We start from the raw sequence: 21,796 nt of genomic DNA on the forward strand, positions 1-21,796 counted from the left end.
TTACAGACGCAGGGTCAGGGACAGGCCGAAGTTGCGGCCCGGCTGGGTGTAGGCGTCCTTGACGGTTGAGGCGGCGGACAGGCCGCGCACGTCGCTCCACCAGCCGTATTTCTCGTCGAGAAGGTTGAAGGCGCCGGCCCGCAGTGTGGCGCGCTCGGTGACGTTCCAATAGGCGGTCACGTCGAGAAGGGTGAAGCTGTCGCCGGTGTAGCAGGCCGATCCGCATGACAGTTCATAGGTGGCGGCGTCCTTCCTGCCCGACCAGGTCACGACGGCCGAACCGCCCCAGACGCCCGAAGGCGCGGCATAGTTCAGGCCGCCGACCAGTTTGATCGGATCGACGCTGCTCAGCTGGGTCTTCTCACCGTCCGTTTCCTGCTCGCCGTCCGCAAAGGCGGCGGAGACGATCAGGCTGAGGCCATTGCTCCAGGCGACGTCGCCTCTGGCTTCCAGCCCCCAGATGTCGACATTGGTCAGGTTGACGTACTGATAGATCAGCGGATCGACGCCCGGCACGCCCGTGCCCGACGCCACCACCTGCTCGATGAAGTTGTCATAATGGGTGCTGAAGGCCGTGGTCTGGAGCCGCAGTTCGCCCCCGAAGGCCGCGATGTCGCGGAACCGCAGGCCGCCTTCGATACTGTCGCTGGTTTCGGGCTTGAGGTCCGGGTTGGGGATCGAGGTGTAGCCGTAGACGGGATTTTCGAAATAGTTGTTCACCTGCATCGGCGACGGGGCGCGGAAGCCCTCGGCGTAGTTGGCGAACAGGCCGAAGCGACGGTCGGCCCACCAGACGACGCCCAGCTTGGGCGAGATGTGGTCTTCCGACTGGCCCGTGGCGGACGCCGGGAACAGGGCGTCGACCTCCGGCGACAGGTCGTACCAGTCGTAGCGTACGGCGGGGATGATGCTGAGCGCACCGCCCAGCATCTCGATCTCGTCCTGAACGAACAGACCTGCCAACTGGTAGTCGGTCTTGGGGAAGGCGCGGGTCGGGAAGGTTTCGCCGACGGGCGGGGTGACTCCGTCGCGGACGCCTTCCTGCGTGGTCATCGACCAGTCGCCGCCGACGGTGACACGGTGTTCCACCGCCTCGCCCGCGCCGAAGACGCGCGCGCCCTGGGCGGCCAGGCCGTAGACGGTGTTGTCGAAGGTGGTGTTGCGGACCCGGTCCACAGCGGGGCTTCGATCTTCATAGGTATACTGGCGGGTGGTCGCATCCTGCCAGTAGGCGCTGACCGAACCGCTCTCGAAGCCGGCGAAGTCCTGGAAGCGCCACTCGCCCTTCAGGCTGTCGCGCTGGGTTTCGTCGTGACCCGTGACGGCCAGGACCGTCGCCGATCGGGCGGTCAGGGCGTCGCCGTCCATTTCGGAATCGAGATGGTCATAGGTCAGGCGCAGCGCATGGCCGGGCGCCACGTCCCAGACCAGCTTGGCCAGGATGGCGTTGGAGGTGAAGTCCTGCGGATTGGGTTGGGTTCGGGCTGAACCGACGCCCCCGACCTCGCCCTGGTTCTCCGTCTCCTGGTGATCGCGGCGGGTGTAGGCCAGCAGGCCCGAAACCGACCCCGTGCGGCCGGCGACGGCAAGACTCTCGGTCCAGCCTTCATCGGCCGAACTATAGGCCGCCCGTGCCCGTGCGCCGAAATCCTGGCTGACCTTCAGGAAATCGGACGGGTCCTTGGTGGTGAAGGCGACGGCGCCGGCGACGCCGTCCGAACCATACAGGGCCGATGCGGGGCCGCGCAGGATCTCGACCGACTTGACCATGTCCAGGTCGTTATAGTCGCCGCGACCGACCGCCTGGGCGCCGAAGCTGAAGCCGCTGGGCAGGCGCACCCCGTCGTTGATGATCAGCACGCGGTCGCCGCCCATGCCGCGAATGGTGAAGCCCGAATTGCTATCGCGACCGCCGCCTGACAGCGCCAGGTTGAAGCGGGCGGGGGCGGTCGGCACGCTGACGCCCGGTTCGAACCGAATCAGATCCTTGATGTCGGTGGCCAGCATGGTCTCGATCTGGTCGGCGCTGATGACGCTGACCGTGGCGGGCGTGCGTGACGCCAGACGCTCCGACCGCGTGCCGATCACGATGACCGGATCGACCTCGGTCGCCGGCGCGTCGGCCGCTTCGGCCCACGCGGGCTGGGCGATCAGGACCGAACCGAAGGCGGCTGCGGCGGTGGAGAGGAGGAGTAGGTTGCGCATAATGGCCCCGCTTGATGACAGGCAGGGGTGTTACTGCGAACGATTATCAGAATCAACCGCAATGAAGGCTTGGGTTTGAACCCCAGCCTTGGCCGTGGTGTTGTAGGCGGATGAAATACGCGTTCTTCCCGATGGTTGCGGCCATCGCCCTGCTGACCGCCTGTGGCGACAACGGGGTCAATCCTCCGGACGAGCCGGCGCGTCCGCTCAGGACGCCTGAGGCGATGCAACAGGTGGAGCCGCCGGGCCCGTCCTCTCTGGCCGGCCGCGGCCCGCGCAGCTTTGTGGGAATCTGGGCCGCCAACCCCGTCTGGTGCGCCCATCCGCAGGGCGAGCGGGCGCCCATCACACTGACGCCGATGCGGTTCGAAGCCCCTGGCGTCGCCTGTGACATCGCTCGGATTGAAGAGACCGGTGCGGGCTATGTGGCCACCCTGGCCTGCGCCGCTCAGGGGCAGGCCAAGCGCGAGCGGGTTCATATGGCCGCCACCGGCGACGTGATGAACCTGACCTACGTCGACAGGGACATGAAAACGGTGAAACTGGCGCGCTGCCCCGGCTCGCCGCGCGCGCCGGATCCCGCCAATCCGTTGGAAAGCATGATGAAGAAGGGGCCTGAGGCCCCCGCTTCGAAACCTAGTTGAACAGGAAGTTCATCACGTCGCCGTCCTTGACGACATAGGTCTTGCCTTCCGCACGCAGCTTGCCGGCTTCGCGCGCCTTGGCTTCGCCGCGCAGGGCGACGAAGTCGTCGAAGGCGATGGTTTCGGCGCGGATGAAGCCCTTCTCGAAGTCGGTGTGGATGACGCCGGCCGCCTGGGGCGCGGTGTCGCCGACGTTGATCGTCCAGGCGCGGGCTTCCTTGGGGCCGACCGTGAAATAGGTCTGAAGTCCCAGCAGCTTGTAGGCCTCGCGGATCAGGCGGTTCAGGCCGGGTTCTTCCAGACCCAGGGTCTCGAGGAACTCCTTCTGCTCCTCGTCGTCCAGCACGGCGATCTCGGATTCGATCTGGGCCGAGATGACGACCGAATTGGCGTTGTCCGTGGCGGCGCGGGCGGCGACCTTGTCCGACAGCTCATTGCCCTTGTCGGCCGAGCCTTCCTCGACATTCGAGACATAGAGGGCGGGCAGGGCGGTCAGCAGTTGCAGCATGTGCCAGGCCTTGGCGTCCTCCTTGGACACTTCGGCGGTGCGGGCGGGCTTGCCGGCGTTCAGCTGGGTCAGGGCCAGATCGACCAGTTTCAGCGTCAGGCCGGAGTCCTTGTCGCCGCCCTTGGCGCGCTTCTCCAACTGGGGCCGGCGGCGCTCCAGGCTTTCCATGTCGGCCAGCATCAGCTCGGTCTCGATGATCTCCAGATCGGCGATCGGATCGATGCGGTTCTCGACATGGGTGATGTCGTCATCGACGAAGCAACGGGCCACGAAGGCCACGGCGTCGCAGTCGCGGATATTGGCCAGGAACTGGTTGCCCAGGCCCTCGCCCTTGGACGCGCCGCGCACCAGGCCGGCGACATCGACGAAGGTGATGCGGGCGGGGATGATTTCCTTGGACCCGGCGACCTCGGCCAGGGCGTTCAGGCGCGGCTCTGGCACGGCCACGTCGCCGGTGTTCGGCTCGATGGTGCAGAACGGATAATTGGCCGCCTGGGCCGCCGCCGTCTTGGTCAGGGCGTTGAACAGGGTGGACTTGCCGACATTGGGCAGGCCGACGATCGCGACTTTAAGGGCCATGGGATTCCTCGTGAGGCGCGAGCCTTTAGCCGGTTCAAACCGGTTTGTCAGGCTCGCGCTTCAAAAGGCGTCAGTGCGCGCCGTGATCCATGCCCGCCATGGCTGCCATTGCGGGTTGGCGCACCACCGCCTGCACCGTCACCTCGGGCGCCGAGGCGAACTTCAGGGTCAGGGGCACGGTCTCGCCGGCGACCAGGGGGGCGGTCAGACCGATCAGCATCAGGTGATTGCCGCCGGGCGCCAGGCCGACCGTCTGACCGGCCGGTAGCGGCAGGCCTTCGGTCAACTGCGCCATCTTCATCATGCCGTTCTCGGTCTTCATCTCGTGGACCTGAAGCTCGCCGGCGCGCGGGCTGGAGCCGCCGGTCAGTCGGTCGTCGGTGGTCGCGGTCAGGGTGACGTAGCAGCCGCCGGCCTTGGCCCCGTTCGGCGAAGGCCGGCACCAGGCGTCGGCGGCGGTCACGGCCGCCGTGGCTGTGGGCGACTCCGGCGCCGTCTTGGCCTCTTGCGGCGGGTTGCAGGCCGCCAGTGCGAGGGCGATGGCGGCGAGGGATAGATGGGTCTTCATGGCGTCGTTCTTTCAGGAAACGGCGGGACGGCGCCGGATCATCGGCCGCACGGCTCGATCGAGCAATACGGCGAAGATCAGGCTCAGGCCCGTCAGGGGATAGAGGATGGCGAGGGGCAGGACGATGCCCAGCACGGCGGCGCGGACGCGCGGTCCCGGCGGGGCGGGCGGGCCGCCCAGGCGAAGGCGCGACAGGTTCGGCGGACGGCGCTTCCACCACATGACCAGGCCGCTGATCGCCAGCAGCCAGACGCCGATACAGCCCAGCAGCATGACGATCCGGTTCAGTTGCCCGTACTGGGTGCCCTGGTGGGTGTAGACGCCCCATTCGATGGCCTTGGCGCCGGCGCCGAACCGGTCGTAGCCGAGGTCGGCCAGCACATGGCCCGAGGCGGCGTCGATGTACAGAGAGCGGCTGTCCTGAACCCGCCGGGCCTGGGTGGTGATCGTATAGGCCGTGCCCGAGGTTGCGGGAATGGAGACGGCGTAGGGGCGGGCCAGACCCGCTTCGTCGGCTGTCTTCAGCACCCGGCTCAGGGCGCCATGGCCCGCATGATCGTGGGCCATGACCATGCCCTCCAGGGCCCATCCGGCGCCGAGCGGCTGGTCATGATGCTCCGCCCTTTGCCAGGCCCCTGCGACGGGCGCCGGGGGGCGACCCAGGCCGCTGGACTTGACGACGTCCATGACCGTATCGCCCCAGAAAGCCGACCAGGGCATGCCGGTGACCGCCAGGAACAGCACGACCCCGCCGACATAGGCGCCAGTCAGGGCGTGCAGGTCGCGCCAGAAGGGGCGTCGTCGTGTGTCGTTCGTCTGGGGCGAGAAGGTCGCAACGGCCCGTCCGCGCGGCCACCACAGATAGAGGCCCGTGGCGAACAGGATGATGGTCCAGCCCGCCACGATCTCCACCAGGATGTTGAACGGCCGACCCAGCAGGGTCAGGCTGTGGGTCTTCTTGACCAGCTCCATGAAACCGCCGGCGGGAATCACGCCGGTGGCGCGGCCGGTGTGCGGATCGACGAAGACCGTCTTCTGCACCCCGTTGGGGCGATCCACCCGCAGGCGGACGGCCTGGTCCGGCCGGGCGGGCATGACCAGATTGGCGACCCGACCGCCGTCGGCGGCCTGAGACGCCGACGCCAGCCAGGTTTCCGGGGCCGCCTGGGACTGCACCGCCGGCACGCGGATCATGTCGCGATAGAGGGCGGCGTCGATCTCGTCCTTGAACAGATACAGGCCGCCCGTCAGGGCCAGCAGCATCAGGACCGGCATGACGAAGACGCCGGCGTAGAAATGCCAGCGCCAGACGGCGCGATAGGCGCCGGACAGATCGTCCGGCGCCTGGGTTGCGGCCTTCCCGGCCATCAGTAGCTCATCCTTACGCCGACATAGGCCGAGCGGCCCTCGCCGGGGAAGAAGACGGCGGTGGAGACGCCGGGACGCTGGGCATCGGTGACGGCGCTGAAGTTCGAGACATAGGCTTCGTCGAACAGGTTGCGGACGTCGGCGAAGACGGTCAGGCGTCGGCGCACCGTCCAGCCCATGTTCAGGTTGGCCACCGTATAGGCAGGTGACTTCAGGGTGTTGGCGTAGTCGACCCAGAAATCGGCCATCGACCATTCCACGCTGGGCGCCACGAACCAGCCCGCTGGGTGATCATACCGCAACTCGGCCCGGTAAAGGTGCGGCGGCACGACCGGCAGGTCGTTGTCTCCATAGACCTTGTCCCCGTCGAAGTAGAAGTCCGAGAAGGCGTAGGTCTGGCGCAGGCGCCACTGCGGCGCGATCCGCCAGTCCAGCCCCGCTTCGATCCCCTGGTGAACCGTGGGCCCGGCGTTGAAGGTGGAGGCCGGAATGCCCAGCGCGTTGTCGATCACGAAGTTCAGCAGTTCGTGGTCCAGGTCGGCGCGGTAGGCGGTGACGTCCCAGGTCACCGGGCCGCGGCGACCGCGCGTGCCGACTTCCCAGGTCACGGCCTCCTGCGGGACCAGGGGCTGATAGCCGCCGGCGGTCGGCGACAGGGCCGAGAAGTTGGGCGGTTCGACCGAGCGGGTGACATTGGCGAAGGCCTGATCGCCTTCCTCGCTTTCCCACAACAGGCCGGCGCGGGGCGCGAACCAGTCGAAGCTCTTGTCGACGCTCAGGTCGATCGTGCCGGCGACGCCGGGGACCACATAGCTTTGATAGTCGCGTTCTGCGCGGCCCCAGGTGCCCCCGGCGACCAGGGCCAGGCGGTCGGTGACGAACAGCCGCCCCTCGCCGAAGACGTCCAGCCCCTTGCCGTTCTGGAAGCTGCGGGCGCGCAGACCGTTCTGCTGTCCGGCCAGGTTGGCCCACTGTTTGGCGTCCAGGTCGCCCTGGCGATACCAGGCGCCGTAGAAGGCGTCGGTGCGCAGGCCAAGGACCTGGCCCTGCCAGTCGAACCGGCCGAAGGCGCCGTAGTTGCGGCTTTCCTGGTCGATGACCTGGAAGATCGGGTGGTCCAGATCCTTCCAGGTTCCATAGAAGGCGCCCTCGAACACGGTGGATTGGTCCAGCCGCCAGTGCGTCTGCACCGTCGTGCGGATCGACTGCATATTGCGCTGATAATTCAGGCTGACATTGCCCAGGTTGGCCTTCTCCGGCTGGGTCAGGGCGTCGTTCAGGCTGACGCTGCCGGGGATTTCCTGATGGATGTCGCCGCCCGAGACCATCAGGCGCACCTCGCGGTCCTGGCCGAAGCTGCGGCCGATATTGGCGGACAGGTGCAGCGACTTGCCCTCGCTCTGCTGACGCCAGCCGTCCACGCTCTGGCCGGTGACGGCGGCGAAGCCGTCCCAGTCGCCGCGAACGCCCGCCACCTCGGCATGAGCGCGCACCGTGCCATAGGAGCCGCCGTCCAGACGCAGGCTCAGGTTAGAGGCCGCCGTCCGTCCGGTCGGCGTGACCAGATTGATCGCCCCGCCCAGCAGGGCGCCGCCGAAGCGCAGGGCGTTGCCGCCCTTGTAGACCTCGGTATAGCGGGCGATCAGCGGGTCGATCAGTTGGAAGTCGCCGAAGCCGTCCGCCTCGTTGAAGGGGACGCCGTCCTGGGCCAGCAGGGTTCCGCGATTGTGGCTGGAATTGCCTATGCCCGAGCCGCGGATCGACAGACGGATGTCGCCGCCCCACTTCTTCTGGGCATAGACGCCCGGCGCGTCGCGCAGAACGTCGGCCAGATTGGGCGCGTAGCGATCAGCGTAGGATTCGGCCGAGACGACGGCGACCGCGCCGGGCGTGCGCGACAGGCGTGCCCGCGCCTCGGCGACAACGGCGGGGTCTTCGACGTTGCGGCGGGCGGTGACGATGACGCTGTCCAGCACGGTCGGCTCTGAAGGCGGCGTGGCGGGCTGCTGAGCGAAGGCTGGGCCGGCCAGGGCGGCGAGCAGCAGGGCGCAGGGCGCCGCAGTGGTCTTGAGAGACATGGTGATCCTGAAGTCAGAACGAGAAGGGCGCGCGGGCGAAGGGCCGGCGCGGGCTTTGGGTCTGGTTCAGGCGTGGGGTGGTGCGGTGGACGGCGGACGCGGCGGCGCGCGCGCCGGGGGCGGCGGGCTGACGCGGGCGGGCGAATAGACGACCGTCTCGACCGTGCGGATGACCGGCGCAGGTTCGGGCGCCGGCGGGGCGGGCAAGGCGGCCGCGAGAGGCACGACGCAGGCGGCGCACTTGGCACCCAGATGCTTGTTGACCGGGCCGTCCATCCCGCCGGACTGGATGGTCTGGGGCCCTTCTGCGGAACAGATGACCAGAGGCTGTCCGTGTTGCACCGCCGCCAGGGCCCCGAAGGGCAGCAGGGCGCCGAGCATGAGGGCGAACACCGCCGCCAGGAAGGCGAGCGACTTCGATGTCGACCAATGATCGGCGTCGGAACGGTTCACGCCTCGCCTCTACGGCGTTTCCGCCAGGACGTACAGGCTACAGTTCGCCGCGCGCCGCCTGGCGGGGGCTGAACTTGGGCGCAGGAGCCAGGCGCATGACCTCGCCCTGATAGCGCTCGTCGTCGCCGGCGGCGGCGAAGGGAAGGGCGTCGGCGCAGGCCTGGAGTAGGGCGTCCAGCCAGGGCTGTTCGGCCTTGTGGAAGTCGCCCAGGACATGGGGCATGACCATCTCCTTCTCGCCGGGATGGCCTATGCCCATGCGCGCACGGCGGAAGTCGGCGCCCAGATGGCTGATCAGCGAGCGGACGCCGTTCTGGCCCGCCGCGCCTCCGCCGGTCTTCATGCGGAACCGGCCGGGGGCCAGGTCGATCTCGTCGTGGAAGACGATGATTTCGGACGGCTTGATCTTGTAGAAGCGTGCGGCCTCGCCGACGGCCCGCCCGCTCTCGTTCATATAGGTCTGGGGCTTCATCAGCAGGACCTTGACCGGTCCGTCCGCCGTATCGACCAGGCCCTCGCTGACGATCGACTGAAACTTGGCCCGCTCGGGCCCGAAGCGCCAGCGCCGCGCGATCTCATCGGCGGCCATGAAGCCGATGTTGTGGCGGTTCTTCTCGTATTTGGCGCCCGGATTGCCGAGCCCGGCGATGATGATCATGGCGTCCTCATGCCGCGTGCGTCGCCCAAAGAAAAGCCCCGCCGCGGCGAACCGGGCGGGGCCTGATCTTGTCGATGCGACGAAGGCTTAACCTTCGGTCTTCTCGGTCGGAGCGGCTTCGGCCTCGGCGGCTTCATCGGCGGCGGCCGACATGGCGGCGGATGAGACCTTGATGGTGGCGATCACGAAATCGCGGTCGGTGATGGTCGGCTCGACGCCCTTGGGCAGTTCGATGTCCGAGAAGCGGATGGTGTCGCCCATCTGCGACTTGATGAGGTCGACGACCAGTTCTTCCGGAATGCTGTCGGCCTTGACCATGATTTCGACCGCGTGGCGGACGACTTCCAGCGAGCCGCCCTGACGGACGAACGGCGCGTCATCGGCGTTCTTGAAGTAAACCGGAACCTCGATCTTGATCGGGGCGTGCTGATCGACGCGCATGAGGTCGAAGTGCATCGGGCGGTCCGACACCGGGTCGAACTGGATGTCCTTGGCGATGACCGGCTGGGTCTCTTCGCCGTACTTCAGCGTGACCAGGTGGCCCAGCAGCTTGCCGGTGTAGAGCGACTTGCGGAAGTCCTTCTCGTTCACCGCCACGGCGACGGGGGCCTTGTCGCCGCCGTACAGGACGCCCGGCACGAAACCGGCGCGACGGGCAGCGCGTGCGCTGCCGGTGCCGACGCCATCGCGGACGTCCACGTTCAGAATGATCTCGGCCATCTGGCTCGCCTCAACAACAACGGAAACACCGCGCCAACCCTGGGCCCGCGCGGCGGGGGTCATGAACCCTCGAATTCAAGAGCGCGGGCTATTACACGCATCATGACGGATGTGCAACCGCCCTGACGGTAAATGGAACGGCAGGACGGTCTTGGCGGCGCTTTCGATCAGGCCGCCTTTGCGGCGTCTTTGAGCAGAGCGTCCGGATCGGCGACGATTGCAAGCAGTTCTGTCGTGTTGAAGGGCTTGGCCAGATGGTGATCGGCCCCGGCGGCCCGTCCGGCGGCGACGTGTTCGGGCATGGCGTTGGCTGTCAGCATGACGATGGGGGTTCGGCGGCCGCCTGCAGTCGCTTCGTGCAGGCGAATCTCCTGAGTCGCCGTCAGCCCGTCCATGACCGGCATCTGCATGTCCATCAGCACCAGATCGAAGTCGCCGGCGCGGAACGCCTCCAGCGCCTCCGCCCCGTTCTCCGCCATGGAGATCACCGAGGAGATCTGGCTCAGTATCAGTTCCAGGACGCGACGGTTTGTCGGGTGGTCGTCGGCCACCAGCACCCGGACGGGACGCCGATCGCCATCTATGGCGGGCGAAGCCTTCGCCTCCAACTGGACCGGCGCTTCGCAGGTGATCAGGGGGAGGGTCAGGATGAAGGCGGATCCGCCACCCGGTTCGCTTTCGCAATCCAGGTCGCCCCCCATCATTTCGGCCAGCTGACGGCAGATCGACAGGCCCAGTCCGGAGCCGCCGAATTGGCGGGTGATGCCGCCGTCGGCCTGTTCGAAACGGCTGAAGAGGCGCTCGCGGGTGGCGGCGTCGAAGCCAATTCCCGTGTCCTCGACCATGAAGCGCAGGGTGGGCGCGCCCTCCTTCTCCGGGCCACGCTGGACGGTCAGGCCGACGAAGCCCTGGCTGGTGAACTTGACCGAGTTCGAGATCAGATTGGTCAGGATCTGCTTCAGCCGCACCACGTCGCCGCGGATCCAGAGACCCGCGTCCACGTCGATATCAATGTGGAAGCCCAGGTGTTTCTCACGCGCGTTTTCGGCATAGAGTTGCGCGGCTTCGCGCACAGCTCTTTCCAGTTCGAAGGCGTCGTTGGTCAGTTCAAGCTTGCCTGATTCGACCCGCGCCAGATCCAGGATGTCGCTGAGCAAGGTCTGAAGCGTGCGTCCCGAGGCCTGCATCAGGTCCAGCATCTCATGCTGCTCCGCCGTGAGGTCGGTCTTGGACAGGGCCTGCGACAGACCGATCACGCCATTCAAAGGCGTGCGGATCTCGTGGCTCATGTTCGCAAGGAACTGGCTCTTGGCGACATTGGCCGCCTCGGCCGCGTCTCTCGCCTCTCTCAGGGCTTGGGCGTCGCGCTTCAGGGCCGTGATGTCGTTGCAGACTGTGACCGTACCGCCCTCGGCGGTGCGTCGATCCTGAATTTGCAGCCATCGGTCGCCGGCCACCCGCTGCTCTATTGTCGATTCGCCCTGGCGGCGCACACGGATGCGTTCGGTGATCCATTCGTCCTCGCGGCCAATGGCTTCGTCATATCGGCCTTCATTGATGCCGATCTGAAGGACTTCACGAAAAGTAATTCCGACCTTGAGGAAGGGCGCAAGTTCCGGATTCACCTCAGCGTAGCGCGCATTCCACAGCAGCAGGCGGTCATCGGCGTCGTAGAAGCCCAGTCCGTCCGACATGGCCTCGACCGCTTCGCGGATATGACCCAGCGCGTTGGCCCGCGCCATATAGGCCATGAAAACCAGGGCGCTGCCGATACTGAGGATGGACAGGGCGATGAGGAACACCAGGGTTCGCATGGCGTCGGGCGAAAGGCCGGACTGCGAACTCAAGGTTGGGGCCGGCGTCACGGTTATGGCGGCCATGCCGACGAAATGCAGGAACAGGATGCACACAGAGGCGCCGAGGACCGTCGTCGCCAATCGCATCAGTCCTCCACGCTTGTAGAAGAAGGCGGTGGTTCCACCGATCACCATGCCGCCGATGATGGACACGATCACGAGTTCGGGCCGCCAACTGAGATGCACGGGCGCCTGAAGCGCCGCCATCCCCAGATAATGCATGGCGGCCAAGCCCGAGACGGCGACGAGGGCGCCCATGACGCGGCGCCAGCGGTCTTCGCCGCTCAAGATGGTGAAGATGGCCACGCCTATCGCGGCCAGGATCACCAGCGTGGAGGCCAGGGTCATCGCCACATCGTAGGTTAGGGCGCCCACGCCGACATAGCCCTGCATGGCGATGAAATGGGTGGTCCAGATCGTGATCGAGCCGATCAATCCCGCCGAGATTGCGAGGCGGCGGCGGCGTGCTCCATCGGTGATGCGGGCGCGCTCCATGAAGCGGGAGGCTGAACCCATGCCGACGAGGCAGACGATGACTGCCAGCAGGCTCACCCGCCAGTCGTGATCACGTACGATGCAATAAAGTATCCGGTCCACGGCGTCCCCTTCAGCGCCATGCTGGACCAAACTCCTAAACAAACGGTGCGGCCACGCTTGGAAAAATCAATGTCGTCTGTCGGCGCGCCGTCACAGAATCCGTGCAAGGATTGGATTCCTTAGGCTGCTCACACGAGTCTGGCGCCGCATATGCCTTATGAATCCTCGCCTTCGCCGGTGGCGCCGATCTCGACCTCCCGTTTCTGGACGGTGGGCATCAGCATCGCAATCGCCCTGGTTGTGATGGTGGGGCTCGCCTTCATCCATCCCGAGATCGCGAATTGGCTGATCGGTGGAGCGGTGGTCGTCGCGGCTTCGGCCTGGATTCTGAACGTGCAGCCGCCTTCGGTCGCGACCTTGCCTGAAACATCGGGCGCCCCGATCGAACGGTCGGCGGATCCAAAGACGGCGGAGTTGCTGGACCGGGTGTTCGAAGCCCTGGACGACCCTGTGCTGATCATCAGCGGGGGCGAGCCCGACGACATCGCGGGCCGCCGGGTCGTCATGGCCAACAAGGCGGCGCGAGACCTGCTCCGCATCCAGAGTCAGGGCGCCTTGCTGGTTCAGGTGATCCGGGAGCCCGGCGTGCTGGAAGCCGTGGACGAGGCCCTGTTCGGCGGCGTCTCTCGAACCACGGACTACGCCACCGGAGGGCAGCGCGACCGGCGCTGGCGCGCCTGGACACGCCCCTTGGGCGACGGAGAAGGAAAAGGGCAGGGCTCTCTCGCCCTGGTCATTCTTCGTGACGAAACCGACGCGCGGCGCACCGAGATGATGCGCGTCGATTTTCTGGCCAACGCCAGCCATGAACTGCGCACGCCGCTGGCGTCCCTGAGCGGCTTCATCGAGACGCTCAAGGGACATGCGCGCGACGATGTCGCGGCCCGCGATCGCTTCCTGGACATCATGTCGGCCCAGGCGGATCGGATGGGACGGCTGGTTGCGGACCTGTTGTCGCTCAGCCGGATCGAGCTGAATGAGCATATTCCGCCGTCCGGGCGAGTCGATCTGGATCGCGCGGCGTCCGACGTCGTCGACGCCGTCAGCGTGTTGACGCAAGAGAAGCAGATCAATGTCGTGGTCGATCAGGGCGAGGCGAGGGCCTCGATCAGCGGCGACAGGGACGAGATATTGCAGGTGGTGCAGAACCTGCTCGACAACGCCGTCAAATATTCGGCCAAGGGCGGAACGGTGGAAATTTCGGTGCGGTCCGATCTGTCGTTCGACGAGGCCTGGGCTTCGCGGATGCCCGGTGCGACGCGACTGCCCCTGGTGACGCCCGATCGGGCGGTCGGCGTCCTCTATGCGGCTGTCACGGTTCGCGATCACGGACCGGGCATGGCCCGGGAACATCTGCCGCGGCTGACGGAACGCTTCTATCGGGTCGAGGGCCAGAAGAGCGGCGAACGTCAGGGGACGGGACTGGGCCTGGCCATCGTCAAGCATATCATAAACCGCCACCAGGGCGGGCTGGTGGTGGAGAGCGCCCCCGGGCTCGGGGCTGCGTTCACGGCCTGGTTCCCCATGGTGGTCGAGCGTCGTGACGTCCGGACGGCCGCCTGATGGCGCTGGAGGCCGCCGCTGTTACCGAACTGTCATCAACGTGTCTTATTCCGCTGACCATTCGCAGGCAGTAGTCGCGCCGCGTCGAAGCCGGATTCCCGGTCGCCATTCGATTCGCGCCTGCCCGCTTCGGACCCGGAATGATCTGGATTTATTTGCTGATCCTCACCGCGCTCAGCGCCGCCGCCTTTTTGGGCGGACGCGAGCTGGCGCGCCGTCGCGCCGTTGGCGCGCATCCCCACTCGCGTCCGGGGCAGCACGGCGCCTACGCGCTGATCTGGGTCGCTGCGCCCGCTCTGCTGGTTCTTATCCTTCTCAGCGTCTTCGCGGCGCCGCTGGAGCGTCAGTTGACCGCCGCCGGCACGCCCGATGTGGTGGCTGAGCTTGAGCATTTCCGCCGCGACGCCTTCTTCGCCGACGCCCACCGGGTCGGTCGGGGCGAGCCGGCCCTTCAGATCTGGGAACGGCCGCTGGCCGAACAGCTTCCGGTCGAAGCTCGCCGCATGGTGCGGATCGAACGCACCCTGCAATGGGGCGGCGGGGTCGCCGCTATCCTGGCCGCTATTCTCGGCGGCCTGTTCGCCCTGACCCAGATCAAGCCCCAGACCCGCGCGCGCAACCGGGTCGAAGGCTGGATTTACGGCGCCCTGTTCATCTGTTCCGCCATCGCCGTGCTGACGACCCTGGGCATCATCGCCTCGCTGGCCTTCGACTCCTTCCGCTTCTTCCAGAAGGTGCCGGTCTTCGACTTCCTGTTCGGCACCCAATGGAGCCCGCAGATCGCCATCCGGGCCGACCAGGTGGGATCCACCGGCGCCTTCGGGGCCGTGCCCCTGTTCGTCGGCACCATGTTGATCATGTCGATCGCCATGTGTGTGGCGGCGCCGATCGGTCTGCTGTCCGCCATCTATCTTTCGGAATACGCCAGCCGAACCACACGGGCCGTCATCAAGCCGCTGCTCGAGATTCTCGCCGGCGTGCCGACCGTGGTCTACGGCTTCTTCGCCGCCCTGACGGTGGGACCCATCCTGCGGGTCTTCTTCAATGAGATCGGCCTGTTCCTGATGGGCGGACCGCTGGACGGACTGGGCCAGTATCTCGCTCTGGTTCAGAACCAGATGGCCCTGACGGCCGGCGCGGTGATGGGCATCATGTTGATCCCCTTCGTCTCGTCCCTGTCCGACGACATTCTGAACGCGGTGCCGCAGTCCCTGCGCGACGGCTCGTTCGCCATGGGGGCGACCAAGTCCGAGACGGTCAAGCGGGTTCTGTTGCCCGCCGCCCTGCCGGGCATCGCCGGCGCCCTGTTGCTGGCCGTGTCGCGCGCCATCGGCGAGACCATGATCGTCACCATGGCCGCCGGCCTCGCCGCCAACCTGACCTTCAATCCGCTGGATACGGTGACCACCGTCACGGTGCAGATCGTGACCCTGCTGACCGGCGACCAGGAGTTCAACAGCGCCAAGACCCTGTCGGCCTTCGGTCTGGGCCTGACCCTGTTCATGGTCACTCTGGTGCTGAACATCATCGCTCACCGGATCGTCCAGACCTATCGGGAACAATATGACTGACGCGACCCCCGATCAGATCGACGGCGCGGCCGCAAAAGGGCGGCTGGATCGTCTGCGCGCCGGCCTCAAGCGCCGTCACGCGAAAGAGACTCGGTTCAAGTGGTACGGCCGTCTGGCCATCGCGGCCGCCATGATCTTCCTGGCGATCCTGATGGTGCGTATCGTCGCCCAGGGCCACACCGCCTTCTACACCCACACCGTGACCGTGCCGGTCTATATGGACCCTGCGCGTGTGGACCGGGCCTATCCGCAAGGCTCGAACTTCGAACAGATGGCGGCCGAACAGCAGCTGAAGCGCTGGGGCATTCAGGACGATGCGGCGGGCGACGCCGCTCGCCAGATGAAGGCCCTGTTTTCTTCCGAGCTGAAGTTCGTCGCTGCGGATCTGGTCGCCAAGCGGTCGGACGTCATCGGCGAGACCGTGCCCTTGGCCGTGCCTCTGTCGGACGAGGCGGACCTGTATCTGAAGGGTGAAATCTCGAAGGAGACGCCGGAAGACCAGCGCCGTCTGACCGACCAGCAGCTCGCCTGGCTGGACCGGATGCAGGCCGAAGGCGTCGTCGGTTCGCACTTCAACACCGCCCTGTTCACCAACGGCGACTCGACCCAGCCGGAACTGGCGGGCGTGCTGGGCGCCGTGGTCGGTTCCGCGCTGATGCTGATGGTCACGGCCCTGATCGCCATTCCGTTGGGCGTCGGCGCCGCCGTCTGGCTGGAAGAGTTCGCGCCGAAGAACAAGCTGACCGACATCATCGAGGTCAATATCAACAACCTCGCCGCCGTGCCGTCGATCGTCTACGGCCTGCTGGGTCTGGCCCTGTTCATCAACTGGATGCATCTGCCGCGCGCCAGTCCGATCGTCGGTGGCCTGGTCCTGGCCCTGATGGCCCTGCCGACCCTGGTGATCGCCACCCGCTCGGCGCTGAAGGCCGTCCCTCCGTCCATTCGCGAGGCCGCCCTGGCCATGGGCGCCTCCAAGACCCAGACGGTGTTCAGCCACGTCCTGCCTCTGGCGATGCCCGGCGTGATGACCGGCGCAATCATCTCCATGGCGCACGCTTTGGGCGAGACCGCGCCGCTGCTCCTGATCGGCATGGTCAGCTTCGTTCCCGGCGTGCCGCATGCGATCGACCAGCCGGTCGGCGCCCTGCCTTCGCTGATCTACATCTGGGAGAACGCCTCCGAGCGGGCGTTCCACGAACGCACCGCTGCTGCGATCATCGTTCTTCTGGTCTTCATGATCATCATGAACACGGCGGCCATCATCCTGAGGCGGCGCTTCGAGCGTCGGTGGTAAGAGAATGAAATTCCGTATCTTCCGTTCTGCTGAAGACCAGACCGGCGCCGGCGCCGCCGATCCGACCGAGTCCGTTCGCATGGGCGGCCAAGTCTTGCCCGAAGCCACGTCCTCCAAAGCCGCCTCCGCCGTGGAAGCCCGCCTTGAAGACGCCACGCCTGTGAGCGGCCCGACCGTGGTCGCCACTCCGCCGACCGGTCCGATCAAGATCGCGGCGCGTGACGTCTCCGTCTTCTATGACGGCAAGCAGGCGCTTTACGACGTCTCGCTGGATATTCCGGACAAGACGGTCACGGCCCTGATCGGCCCTTCGGGCTGCGGCAAGTCGACCTTCCTGCGGACCATGAACCGCATGAACGACACGATTGCGGGCTGCAAGGTCACCGGCCGCATCGCGATGGACGACGAGGACATCAACGATCGGTCCATCGACCCGGTCCTGTTGCGCGCCCGTGTCGGCATGGTGTTCCAGCGCCCGAACCCCTTCCCGAAATCCATCTACGAAAACGTCGCCTACGGCCCCAAGATCCATGGGCTGGTCAGCGCCAAGTCCGAGATGGACGGCGTGGTCGAAAGCGCCCTGAAGCGCGCCGGCCTGTGGGAAGAGGTCGCCGACCGCCTGCAGTCGTCGGCCATGGGGCTGTCGGGTGGTCAGCAGCAGCGTCTGGTCATCGCCCGCGCCATCGCGGTCAACCCCGAAGTCATCCTGATGGACGAACCCTGCTCGGCCCTGGACCCCATCGCCACCGCGCGGATCGAGGAACTGATCGACGAACTGCGTGAGCGGTTCTGCATCGTCATCGTCACCCACTCGATGGCCCAGGCTGCACGGGTTTCACAGCGCACCGCCTTCTTCCACATGGGTCGTCTGGTCGAGACCGGCGACACGGAAGACATCTTCCAGAATCCGCGTGAGCGGCGCACCCTGGACTACATTACAGGACGCTTCGGCTGATGAACCAGCACACGGTCAAGGCTTACGGCGACGAGCTGAACCAGATCACGGCCGAGGTCGCCCGCATGGGCGGCCTGGCCGAGGCCCAGGTCTCGGACGCCATCGATTCCGTCGCCCGGCGGGACGTGGCCTTGGCGCGCGCCGTCGTGGATCGCGACCTGAAGCTCGACGCCCTGCAACGGGATATCGAGCGGAAGGCCATCCGTCTGATCGCCCTGCGCCAGCCGGTCGCCAGCGACCTGCGTCGGACCCTGGGCGCCATGAAGATGGCGTCAGACCTGGAACGCACCGGCGACCTGGCCAAGAACATCGCCAAGCGGGCGCTGATCCTGGCGGAAGCCGAGCCGATGCAGCCCCTGACGCGTTCGATCGAGCGGATGGGCCGCCTGGTTTCGACCCGTCTGCGCGACGTTCTGGACGCCTACACCGCTTCCGAGCTCGATCGCGCCGTGGCCGTCTGGCAGACGGACGACGAGGTGGACGAGCATTACAACGCCCTGTTCCGCGAACTGCTGACCTACATGATGGGCGACCCGCGCACGATCGGCGCCTGCACCCATCTATTGTTCATGGCCAAGAATCTGGAACGGATCGGCGACCACGCGACCAATATCGCCGAGACCGTTCACTACGAGATCACCGGCGACGACATGGTGGGCGAGCGACCGCGCGCCCTGCCGGGAGCGGAAGACGAGACCTCGACCCCCAACCTGACGACCAACTCGCACTAAGCCGAGACCGGAGACCCGAAGTGCAGCCCTATATCCTTGTGATGGAAGACGAGGACGCGCTGGCGACCCTGCTTCAGTACAATCTCGAGAAGGAAGGTTACGACGTCGCCGTCGCTTCCGACGGTGAAGAGGGCATGCTGCAGATCGATGAGCGTCAGCCCGATCTGGTCCTGCTGGACTGGATGCTGCCCAAGCTGTCCGGCATCGAGGTCTGCCGCCGTATTCGGGGCAAGGCCGAGACGCGCAACCTGCCGGTCATCATGCTGACGGCGCGGGGCGAGGAAAGCGATCGGGTTCGCGGCCTGGACACCGGGGCCGACGACTATCTGACCAAACCCTTCTCGATGGTCGAACTGATCGCCCGCATCCGCGCCGTGCTGCGCCGCATCCGGCCGGGCCTGGCCGACGATCGTCTGAACCACGGCGACATCATCATCGACCGCGTCTCGCACCGGGTGAAGCGCTCGGGCCAGGAAGTGCATCTGGGCCCGACCGAATTCCGACTGCTGGATCATTTCATGCAGCACCCGGGCCGGGTGTTCAGCCGTGAGCAACTGCTGGACGCCGTCTGGGGCTCCGACGTCTATGTCGAGGCCCGCACGGTGGACGTCCATGTCGGCCGGCTGCGCAAGGCCCTGTCCATCGGCGATGACAGCGCGAACCCGATCCGCACCGTGCGCTCGGCGGGCTATTCGCTGGATCTGGAAGGCTAGATAAAAGGGGCGGCCGGATCGGCCGCCCCTTTTCCATTCAGATCTGTTCGGCGACGACCTCGTCCGGCTCCAGGGCGTAGACGGTGGCGCAATATTCGCAGGTGACGCGGATCTTGCCGTCGTCCTCGACCATGTCGGCGCGTTCGGCGGGGTCGAAAGAGGCCAGGACCGAGGCGATGCGCTCCCTGGAGCAACGACAGACGGCCGTCAGCGCCCGTGCGCCTTCCAGCCGCACGCCGTCTTCGTGAAACAGGCGGAACAGCAGGGTCTCAGGCGAGATGGTCGGGTCGATCAGCTCGTCGTCGCCCAGGGTGCCGAACAGGGCGCGGGTGCGGTCCCAGATCTCTTCGGTGGAGCCTCGCGCCTCGTCGCCGGCGATGATCTGGATCATCGCCCCGCCGGCGCGCCACTGCGAGCCCGCCTCGGTCAGGACCTCGCCGACGGCCAGGCGCACCTTGGTCGGAACCTGTTCGGACTGCTGGAAATAGTGTTCGGCGCACAGCGACAGGCTTTCGCCCTCTATGGGCGTGATCCCCTGGGTGCGTTCGAAATCGGGGCCGCGATCCAGGGTCATGACGAAGACGCCCTGGCCCAGCAGGGTCTGGGCGCCGGGACGAGCGAAGCCCTGGGACGCCTCGGCCACCTCGGCCTCGTCATAGCGGCAGTAGCCGCGCAGCGTGCCGTCGGTGCCATAGTCGGCGACGACATACCGCACCGGGCCGTCGCCCTGGGCCTGGACCATCAGCCGGCCCTCGAATTTCAGGCTGGAGCCGATCAGGGCCGCAAGCGCGCAGGCCTCGCCCAGCAAGGCGGCGACCGGCTCGGGATAGGCGTGGGCGGCCAGGATCTTGTCGATGGTCGCGCCCAGCCGGACCAGGCGGCCGCGCACAGGCCAGCCCTCGATCTGGAAGGCGGCGGCCAGATCGTCGGAAACGGCGGATTGAGGCGCGTGATCGGTCACGGCAAGGTCCTTGAACGGCGTCATTTCGGGATCGCGGCTATTTAGGCGCCCTGAGCCGCCTTGATAAGGGGGACGATGATCGGGGACGAATTTGCGCGCCGGCGCGGCGGCCCGCAAACCCGCGCGCAGGCCTCGAAACACCTGTAGAATCCGCCTCGACAAATCCGGAAAAACCTCGAGAAATTGTCGAGGTCTGGAAGCGAGGAACGGTCGATGAGCGCGAAACCTGCGCTGAAGCCCCTGGGCGAGCAGTCCATCGTCGTCACCGGCGCGACCTCGGGCGTGGGGCTGGCGACGGTGCGGCGGGCGGCGCGGGCCGGCGCCCGGGTGTTTCTGATCGCGCGGGGCGAACGGGACTTGCGGGCCCTCTGCGAGGAGTTGCAGGCCCAAGGGGCGCGTGTGGCCTGGGCCGTTGCCGACGTGGCCGATCCCGAGGCGTTGAAGGCGGCGGTCGAGAAATGCGTGCGGCTGTTCGGCGGCTTCGACACCTGGGTCAACAACGCCGGGGTCGGGATGTTCGGGTCGATCCGCGAGACGAGGCTGGAGGATCAGCGCCGCCTGTTCGAGACCAACTATTGGGGCGTGGTCAATGGGTCTCTGGCGGCGGCGGAGCATCTGCGGACGCGGCCGGGCGGCGGGGCGATCATCAATGTCGGCTCGATCCTGTCGGACCGGCCGCTGCCGGTGCAGGGCGTCTATGCGGCGTCCAAACATGCGGTGAAGGGGTTCACCAACGCCCTGCGGATCGAACTGTTGCGCGAGCACGCGCCCGTAACCGTCAGCCTGGTCAAGCCCGGCGCGATCGATACCCCCTACAGCCGTCACGCCCGCAACCTGACCGGCCAGGCGGTCCATAATCCCCAGCCGGTCTATGCGACCCATGTGGTCGCCGACACCATCCTGTATTGCGCCACCCATCCGATCCGCGAGATCACGGTCGGCGGGGGAGGGCGCGTCATCGCGTCTTTCTACTCAGCTTTGCCGGGGATTGCGGAACCTCTTCTGGCGCGGTTCGCTCCATCTTTGATGCGGGACCGCCGTTCCGCCTATCGGCCGTATGACGACGGGCTCTATGACCCGACCGAGGACGGCCTCGATGAAGAGGTTCACTATCCTATGGTCCGTAATTTCAGCGCCCTGGCCGAAGTCCGCAAACATCCGGGCGTCACCGCCGGCAGCCTCGTCGCCCTTGCGGCAGGCGCCGCCGTGGTCCTGTATCTGACCCAGCGCAGCGGACCGACGCGCTATCAGCGCCTCAAGACCCGTATCGATCCGCGCGGATGGGTGGACACCGAAGACCTGCGCGACCGGTTCCATGACGCCGTCGACGCCTTCCGTCATCGGGCCGAAGACGCGGGCGAGCGGGCCGGAGACTTCTCCCGCGAGGCGCGCCATCGCGCAGCTGACGCGGCCCATGATGCGCGGGGGCGGGCGGACGAATGGTTCCGCTCCACCCGTAAAGGCTCCAGGAAGGCGCTGAAGAAACACGGCAAGGCGGCTCGCCGTTATGCTGACGACGCCGGCGCCTATGCCCGCGATCACGCCCGCGAGGGCGGGGCCTTGCTGGCGGTGGCCACCATCGCCGCCGCTGTGGGCGCGGCCGTGCTGGAAAGCCGTCGCCCCGACAGCCACGTGCGTCGTATCGCGCGCTTCTGATATTTCTTGCCGTCCGCCGCGACGAATTTCGCGGCGGACGGCAAGGTTTAAGCGAAACTGAGCCTGTTCATCAGCAAGGCTCGGCTTTGCTGCGAGGGCGAAGGCGGCTAAGACC

Annotated in this window: 18 protein-coding genes; 8 read left to right on the top strand and 10 right to left on the bottom strand. The window is 66.6% G+C overall.

What is annotated here, in order from left to right:
* Positions 1-2,205: a TonB-dependent hemoglobin/transferrin/lactoferrin family receptor gene (locus AC07NC_RS00905; RefSeq protein ID WP_494568305.1), complete on the bottom strand. Its 2,205-nt coding sequence runs from the start codon at positions 2,203-2,205 to the stop codon at positions 1-3.
* Positions 2,206-2,315: 110 nt separating this feature from the next.
* Here AC07NC_RS00905 and AC07NC_RS00910 point away from each other — a divergent pair, with 110 nt between their 5' ends.
* Positions 2,316-2,849, top strand: a complete 534-nt coding sequence (locus AC07NC_RS00910) for a hypothetical protein (RefSeq protein ID WP_494568306.1) — start codon at positions 2,316-2,318, stop codon at positions 2,847-2,849.
* Here the strand turns inward: AC07NC_RS00910 and ychF are convergent.
* From ychF to AC07NC_RS00950, 8 genes are all read right to left on the bottom strand, one after another.
* Positions 2,842-3,936 (bottom strand): redox-regulated ATPase YchF, encoded by a 1,095-nt coding sequence (gene ychF / locus AC07NC_RS00915; protein WP_494568307.1) that lies wholly within the window; start codon positions 3,934-3,936, stop codon positions 2,842-2,844. The genes AC07NC_RS00910 and ychF overlap by 8 nt on opposite strands.
* 70 nt (positions 3,937-4,006) lie before the next feature.
* Positions 4,007-4,504 (bottom strand): copper chaperone PCu(A)C, encoded by a 498-nt coding sequence (locus AC07NC_RS00920; RefSeq protein ID WP_494568308.1) that lies wholly within the window; start codon positions 4,502-4,504, stop codon positions 4,007-4,009.
* Positions 4,505-4,516: 12 nt separating this feature from the next.
* Positions 4,517-5,872 carry a PepSY-associated TM helix domain-containing protein gene (locus AC07NC_RS00925; protein ID WP_494568309.1) on the bottom strand — a complete coding sequence of 452 codons (1,356 nt, stop codon included), beginning with the start codon at positions 5,870-5,872 and terminating at the stop codon, positions 4,517-4,519.
* Complete coding sequence (locus AC07NC_RS00930; RefSeq protein ID WP_494568310.1) at positions 5,872-7,950, bottom strand: TonB-dependent receptor family protein; 2,079 nt, start codon at positions 7,948-7,950, stop codon at positions 5,872-5,874. The genes AC07NC_RS00925 and AC07NC_RS00930 overlap by 1 nt, the downstream gene beginning before the upstream one ends.
* A 66-nt stretch (positions 7,951-8,016) precedes the next feature.
* Positions 8,017-8,403, bottom strand: coding sequence for a hypothetical protein (locus tag AC07NC_RS00935; protein WP_494568311.1), 387 nt, complete (start codon positions 8,401-8,403; stop codon positions 8,017-8,019).
* Positions 8,404-8,440: 37 nt separating this feature from the next.
* Positions 8,441-9,061: an aminoacyl-tRNA hydrolase gene (gene pth / locus AC07NC_RS00940; RefSeq protein WP_287929657.1), complete on the bottom strand. Its 621-nt coding sequence runs from the start codon at positions 9,059-9,061 to the stop codon at positions 8,441-8,443.
* An 87-nt stretch (positions 9,062-9,148) separates the two neighbouring features.
* The gene (locus AC07NC_RS00945) at positions 9,149-9,781 is read right to left on the bottom strand and encodes a 50S ribosomal protein L25/general stress protein Ctc (protein ID WP_035307605.1); all 633 of its coding nucleotides are present in this window, start codon (positions 9,779-9,781) and stop codon (positions 9,149-9,151) included.
* A 167-nt stretch (positions 9,782-9,948) separates the two neighbouring features.
* Positions 9,949-12,234, bottom strand: a complete 2,286-nt coding sequence (locus AC07NC_RS00950; RefSeq protein ID WP_494568312.1) for an ATP-binding protein — start codon at positions 12,232-12,234, stop codon at positions 9,949-9,951.
* 150 nt (positions 12,235-12,384) lie between these two features.
* On the opposite strand from AC07NC_RS00950, the gene AC07NC_RS00955 reads away from it, so the two are divergent.
* The 6 genes from AC07NC_RS00955 to phoB all read left to right on the top strand — a co-directional run bounded on the left by AC07NC_RS00955 (position 12,385) and on the right by phoB (position 19,064).
* On the top strand, positions 12,385-13,797 hold the full coding sequence (locus AC07NC_RS00955) for a sensor histidine kinase (protein ID WP_008262189.1): 1,413 nt from the start codon (positions 12,385-12,387) through the stop codon (positions 13,795-13,797).
* 140 nt (positions 13,798-13,937) lie between these two features.
* Positions 13,938-15,368 (top strand): phosphate ABC transporter permease subunit PstC, encoded by a 1,431-nt coding sequence (gene pstC, locus AC07NC_RS00960; RefSeq protein ID WP_494568313.1) that lies wholly within the window; start codon positions 13,938-13,940, stop codon positions 15,366-15,368.
* Positions 15,361-16,665 (top strand): phosphate ABC transporter permease PstA, encoded by a 1,305-nt coding sequence (gene pstA, locus AC07NC_RS00965; protein ID WP_292148194.1) that lies wholly within the window; start codon positions 15,361-15,363, stop codon positions 16,663-16,665. Before pstC ends, pstA begins: the two co-directional genes overlap by 8 nt.
* Before the next feature lie 4 nt (positions 16,666-16,669).
* Positions 16,670-17,620, top strand: coding sequence for a phosphate ABC transporter ATP-binding protein PstB (gene pstB, locus AC07NC_RS00970; protein ID WP_183195750.1), 951 nt, complete (start codon positions 16,670-16,672; stop codon positions 17,618-17,620).
* Positions 17,620-18,351, top strand: a complete 732-nt coding sequence (gene phoU / locus AC07NC_RS00975) for a phosphate signaling complex protein PhoU (protein WP_008262987.1) — start codon at positions 17,620-17,622, stop codon at positions 18,349-18,351. The genes pstB and phoU overlap by 1 nt, the downstream gene beginning before the upstream one ends.
* Before the next feature lie 20 nt (positions 18,352-18,371).
* Positions 18,372-19,064 (top strand): phosphate regulon transcriptional regulator PhoB, encoded by a 693-nt coding sequence (gene phoB, locus AC07NC_RS00980; RefSeq protein ID WP_035307610.1) that lies wholly within the window; start codon positions 18,372-18,374, stop codon positions 19,062-19,064.
* Positions 19,065-19,101: 37 nt separating this feature from the next.
* On the opposite strand, the gene AC07NC_RS00985 is transcribed toward phoB, so the two are convergent.
* A complete protein-coding gene (locus AC07NC_RS00985; protein ID WP_040349988.1) occupies positions 19,102-20,025 on the bottom strand; it encodes an Hsp33 family molecular chaperone in 924 nt (307 codons plus the stop codon).
* Positions 20,026-20,238: 213 nt separating this feature from the next.
* Here AC07NC_RS00985 and AC07NC_RS00990 point away from each other — a divergent pair, with 213 nt between their 5' ends.
* Positions 20,239-21,681 (top strand): SDR family oxidoreductase, encoded by a 1,443-nt coding sequence (locus AC07NC_RS00990; protein ID WP_494568314.1) that lies wholly within the window; start codon positions 20,239-20,241, stop codon positions 21,679-21,681.
* Positions 21,682-21,796: the final 115 nt, after the last annotated feature.

Source organism: Brevundimonas sp. GW821-FHT10A07, assembly GCF_059415785.1.

Bases quoted from the DNA above. Each gene is read 5' to 3' on its own strand.
- AC07NC_RS00905 (WP_494568305.1), bottom strand. From the start codon at position 2,205: ATGCGCAACCTACTCCTCCTCTCCACCGCCGCAGCCGCCTTCGGTTCG.
- AC07NC_RS00910 (WP_494568306.1), top strand. From the start codon at position 2,316: ATGAAATACGCGTTCTTCCCGATGGTTGCGGCCATCGCCCTGCTGACC.
- ychF (WP_494568307.1), bottom strand. From the start codon at position 3,936: ATGGCCCTTAAAGTCGCGATCGTCGGCCTGCCCAATGTCGGCAAGTCC.
- AC07NC_RS00920 (WP_494568308.1), bottom strand. From the start codon at position 4,504: ATGAAGACCCATCTATCCCTCGCCGCCATCGCCCTCGCACTGGCGGCC.
- AC07NC_RS00925 (WP_494568309.1), bottom strand. From the start codon at position 5,872: ATGGCCGGGAAGGCCGCAACCCAGGCGCCGGACGATCTGTCCGGCGCC.
- AC07NC_RS00930 (WP_494568310.1), bottom strand. From the start codon at position 7,950: ATGTCTCTCAAGACCACTGCGGCGCCCTGCGCCCTGCTGCTCGCCGCC.
- pth (WP_287929657.1), bottom strand. From the start codon at position 9,061: ATGATCATCATCGCCGGGCTCGGCAATCCGGGCGCCAAATACGAGAAG.
- AC07NC_RS00945 (WP_035307605.1), bottom strand. From the start codon at position 9,781: ATGGCCGAGATCATTCTGAACGTGGACGTCCGCGATGGCGTCGGCACC.
- AC07NC_RS00955 (WP_008262189.1), top strand. From the start codon at position 12,385: ATGCCTTATGAATCCTCGCCTTCGCCGGTGGCGCCGATCTCGACCTCC.
- pstC (WP_494568313.1), top strand. From the start codon at position 13,938: ATGATCTGGATTTATTTGCTGATCCTCACCGCGCTCAGCGCCGCCGCC.
- pstA (WP_292148194.1), top strand. From the start codon at position 15,361: ATGACTGACGCGACCCCCGATCAGATCGACGGCGCGGCCGCAAAAGGG.
- pstB (WP_183195750.1), top strand. From the start codon at position 16,670: ATGAAATTCCGTATCTTCCGTTCTGCTGAAGACCAGACCGGCGCCGGC.
- phoU (WP_008262987.1), top strand. From the start codon at position 17,620: ATGAACCAGCACACGGTCAAGGCTTACGGCGACGAGCTGAACCAGATC.
- AC07NC_RS00990 (WP_494568314.1), top strand. From the start codon at position 20,239: ATGAGCGCGAAACCTGCGCTGAAGCCCCTGGGCGAGCAGTCCATCGTC.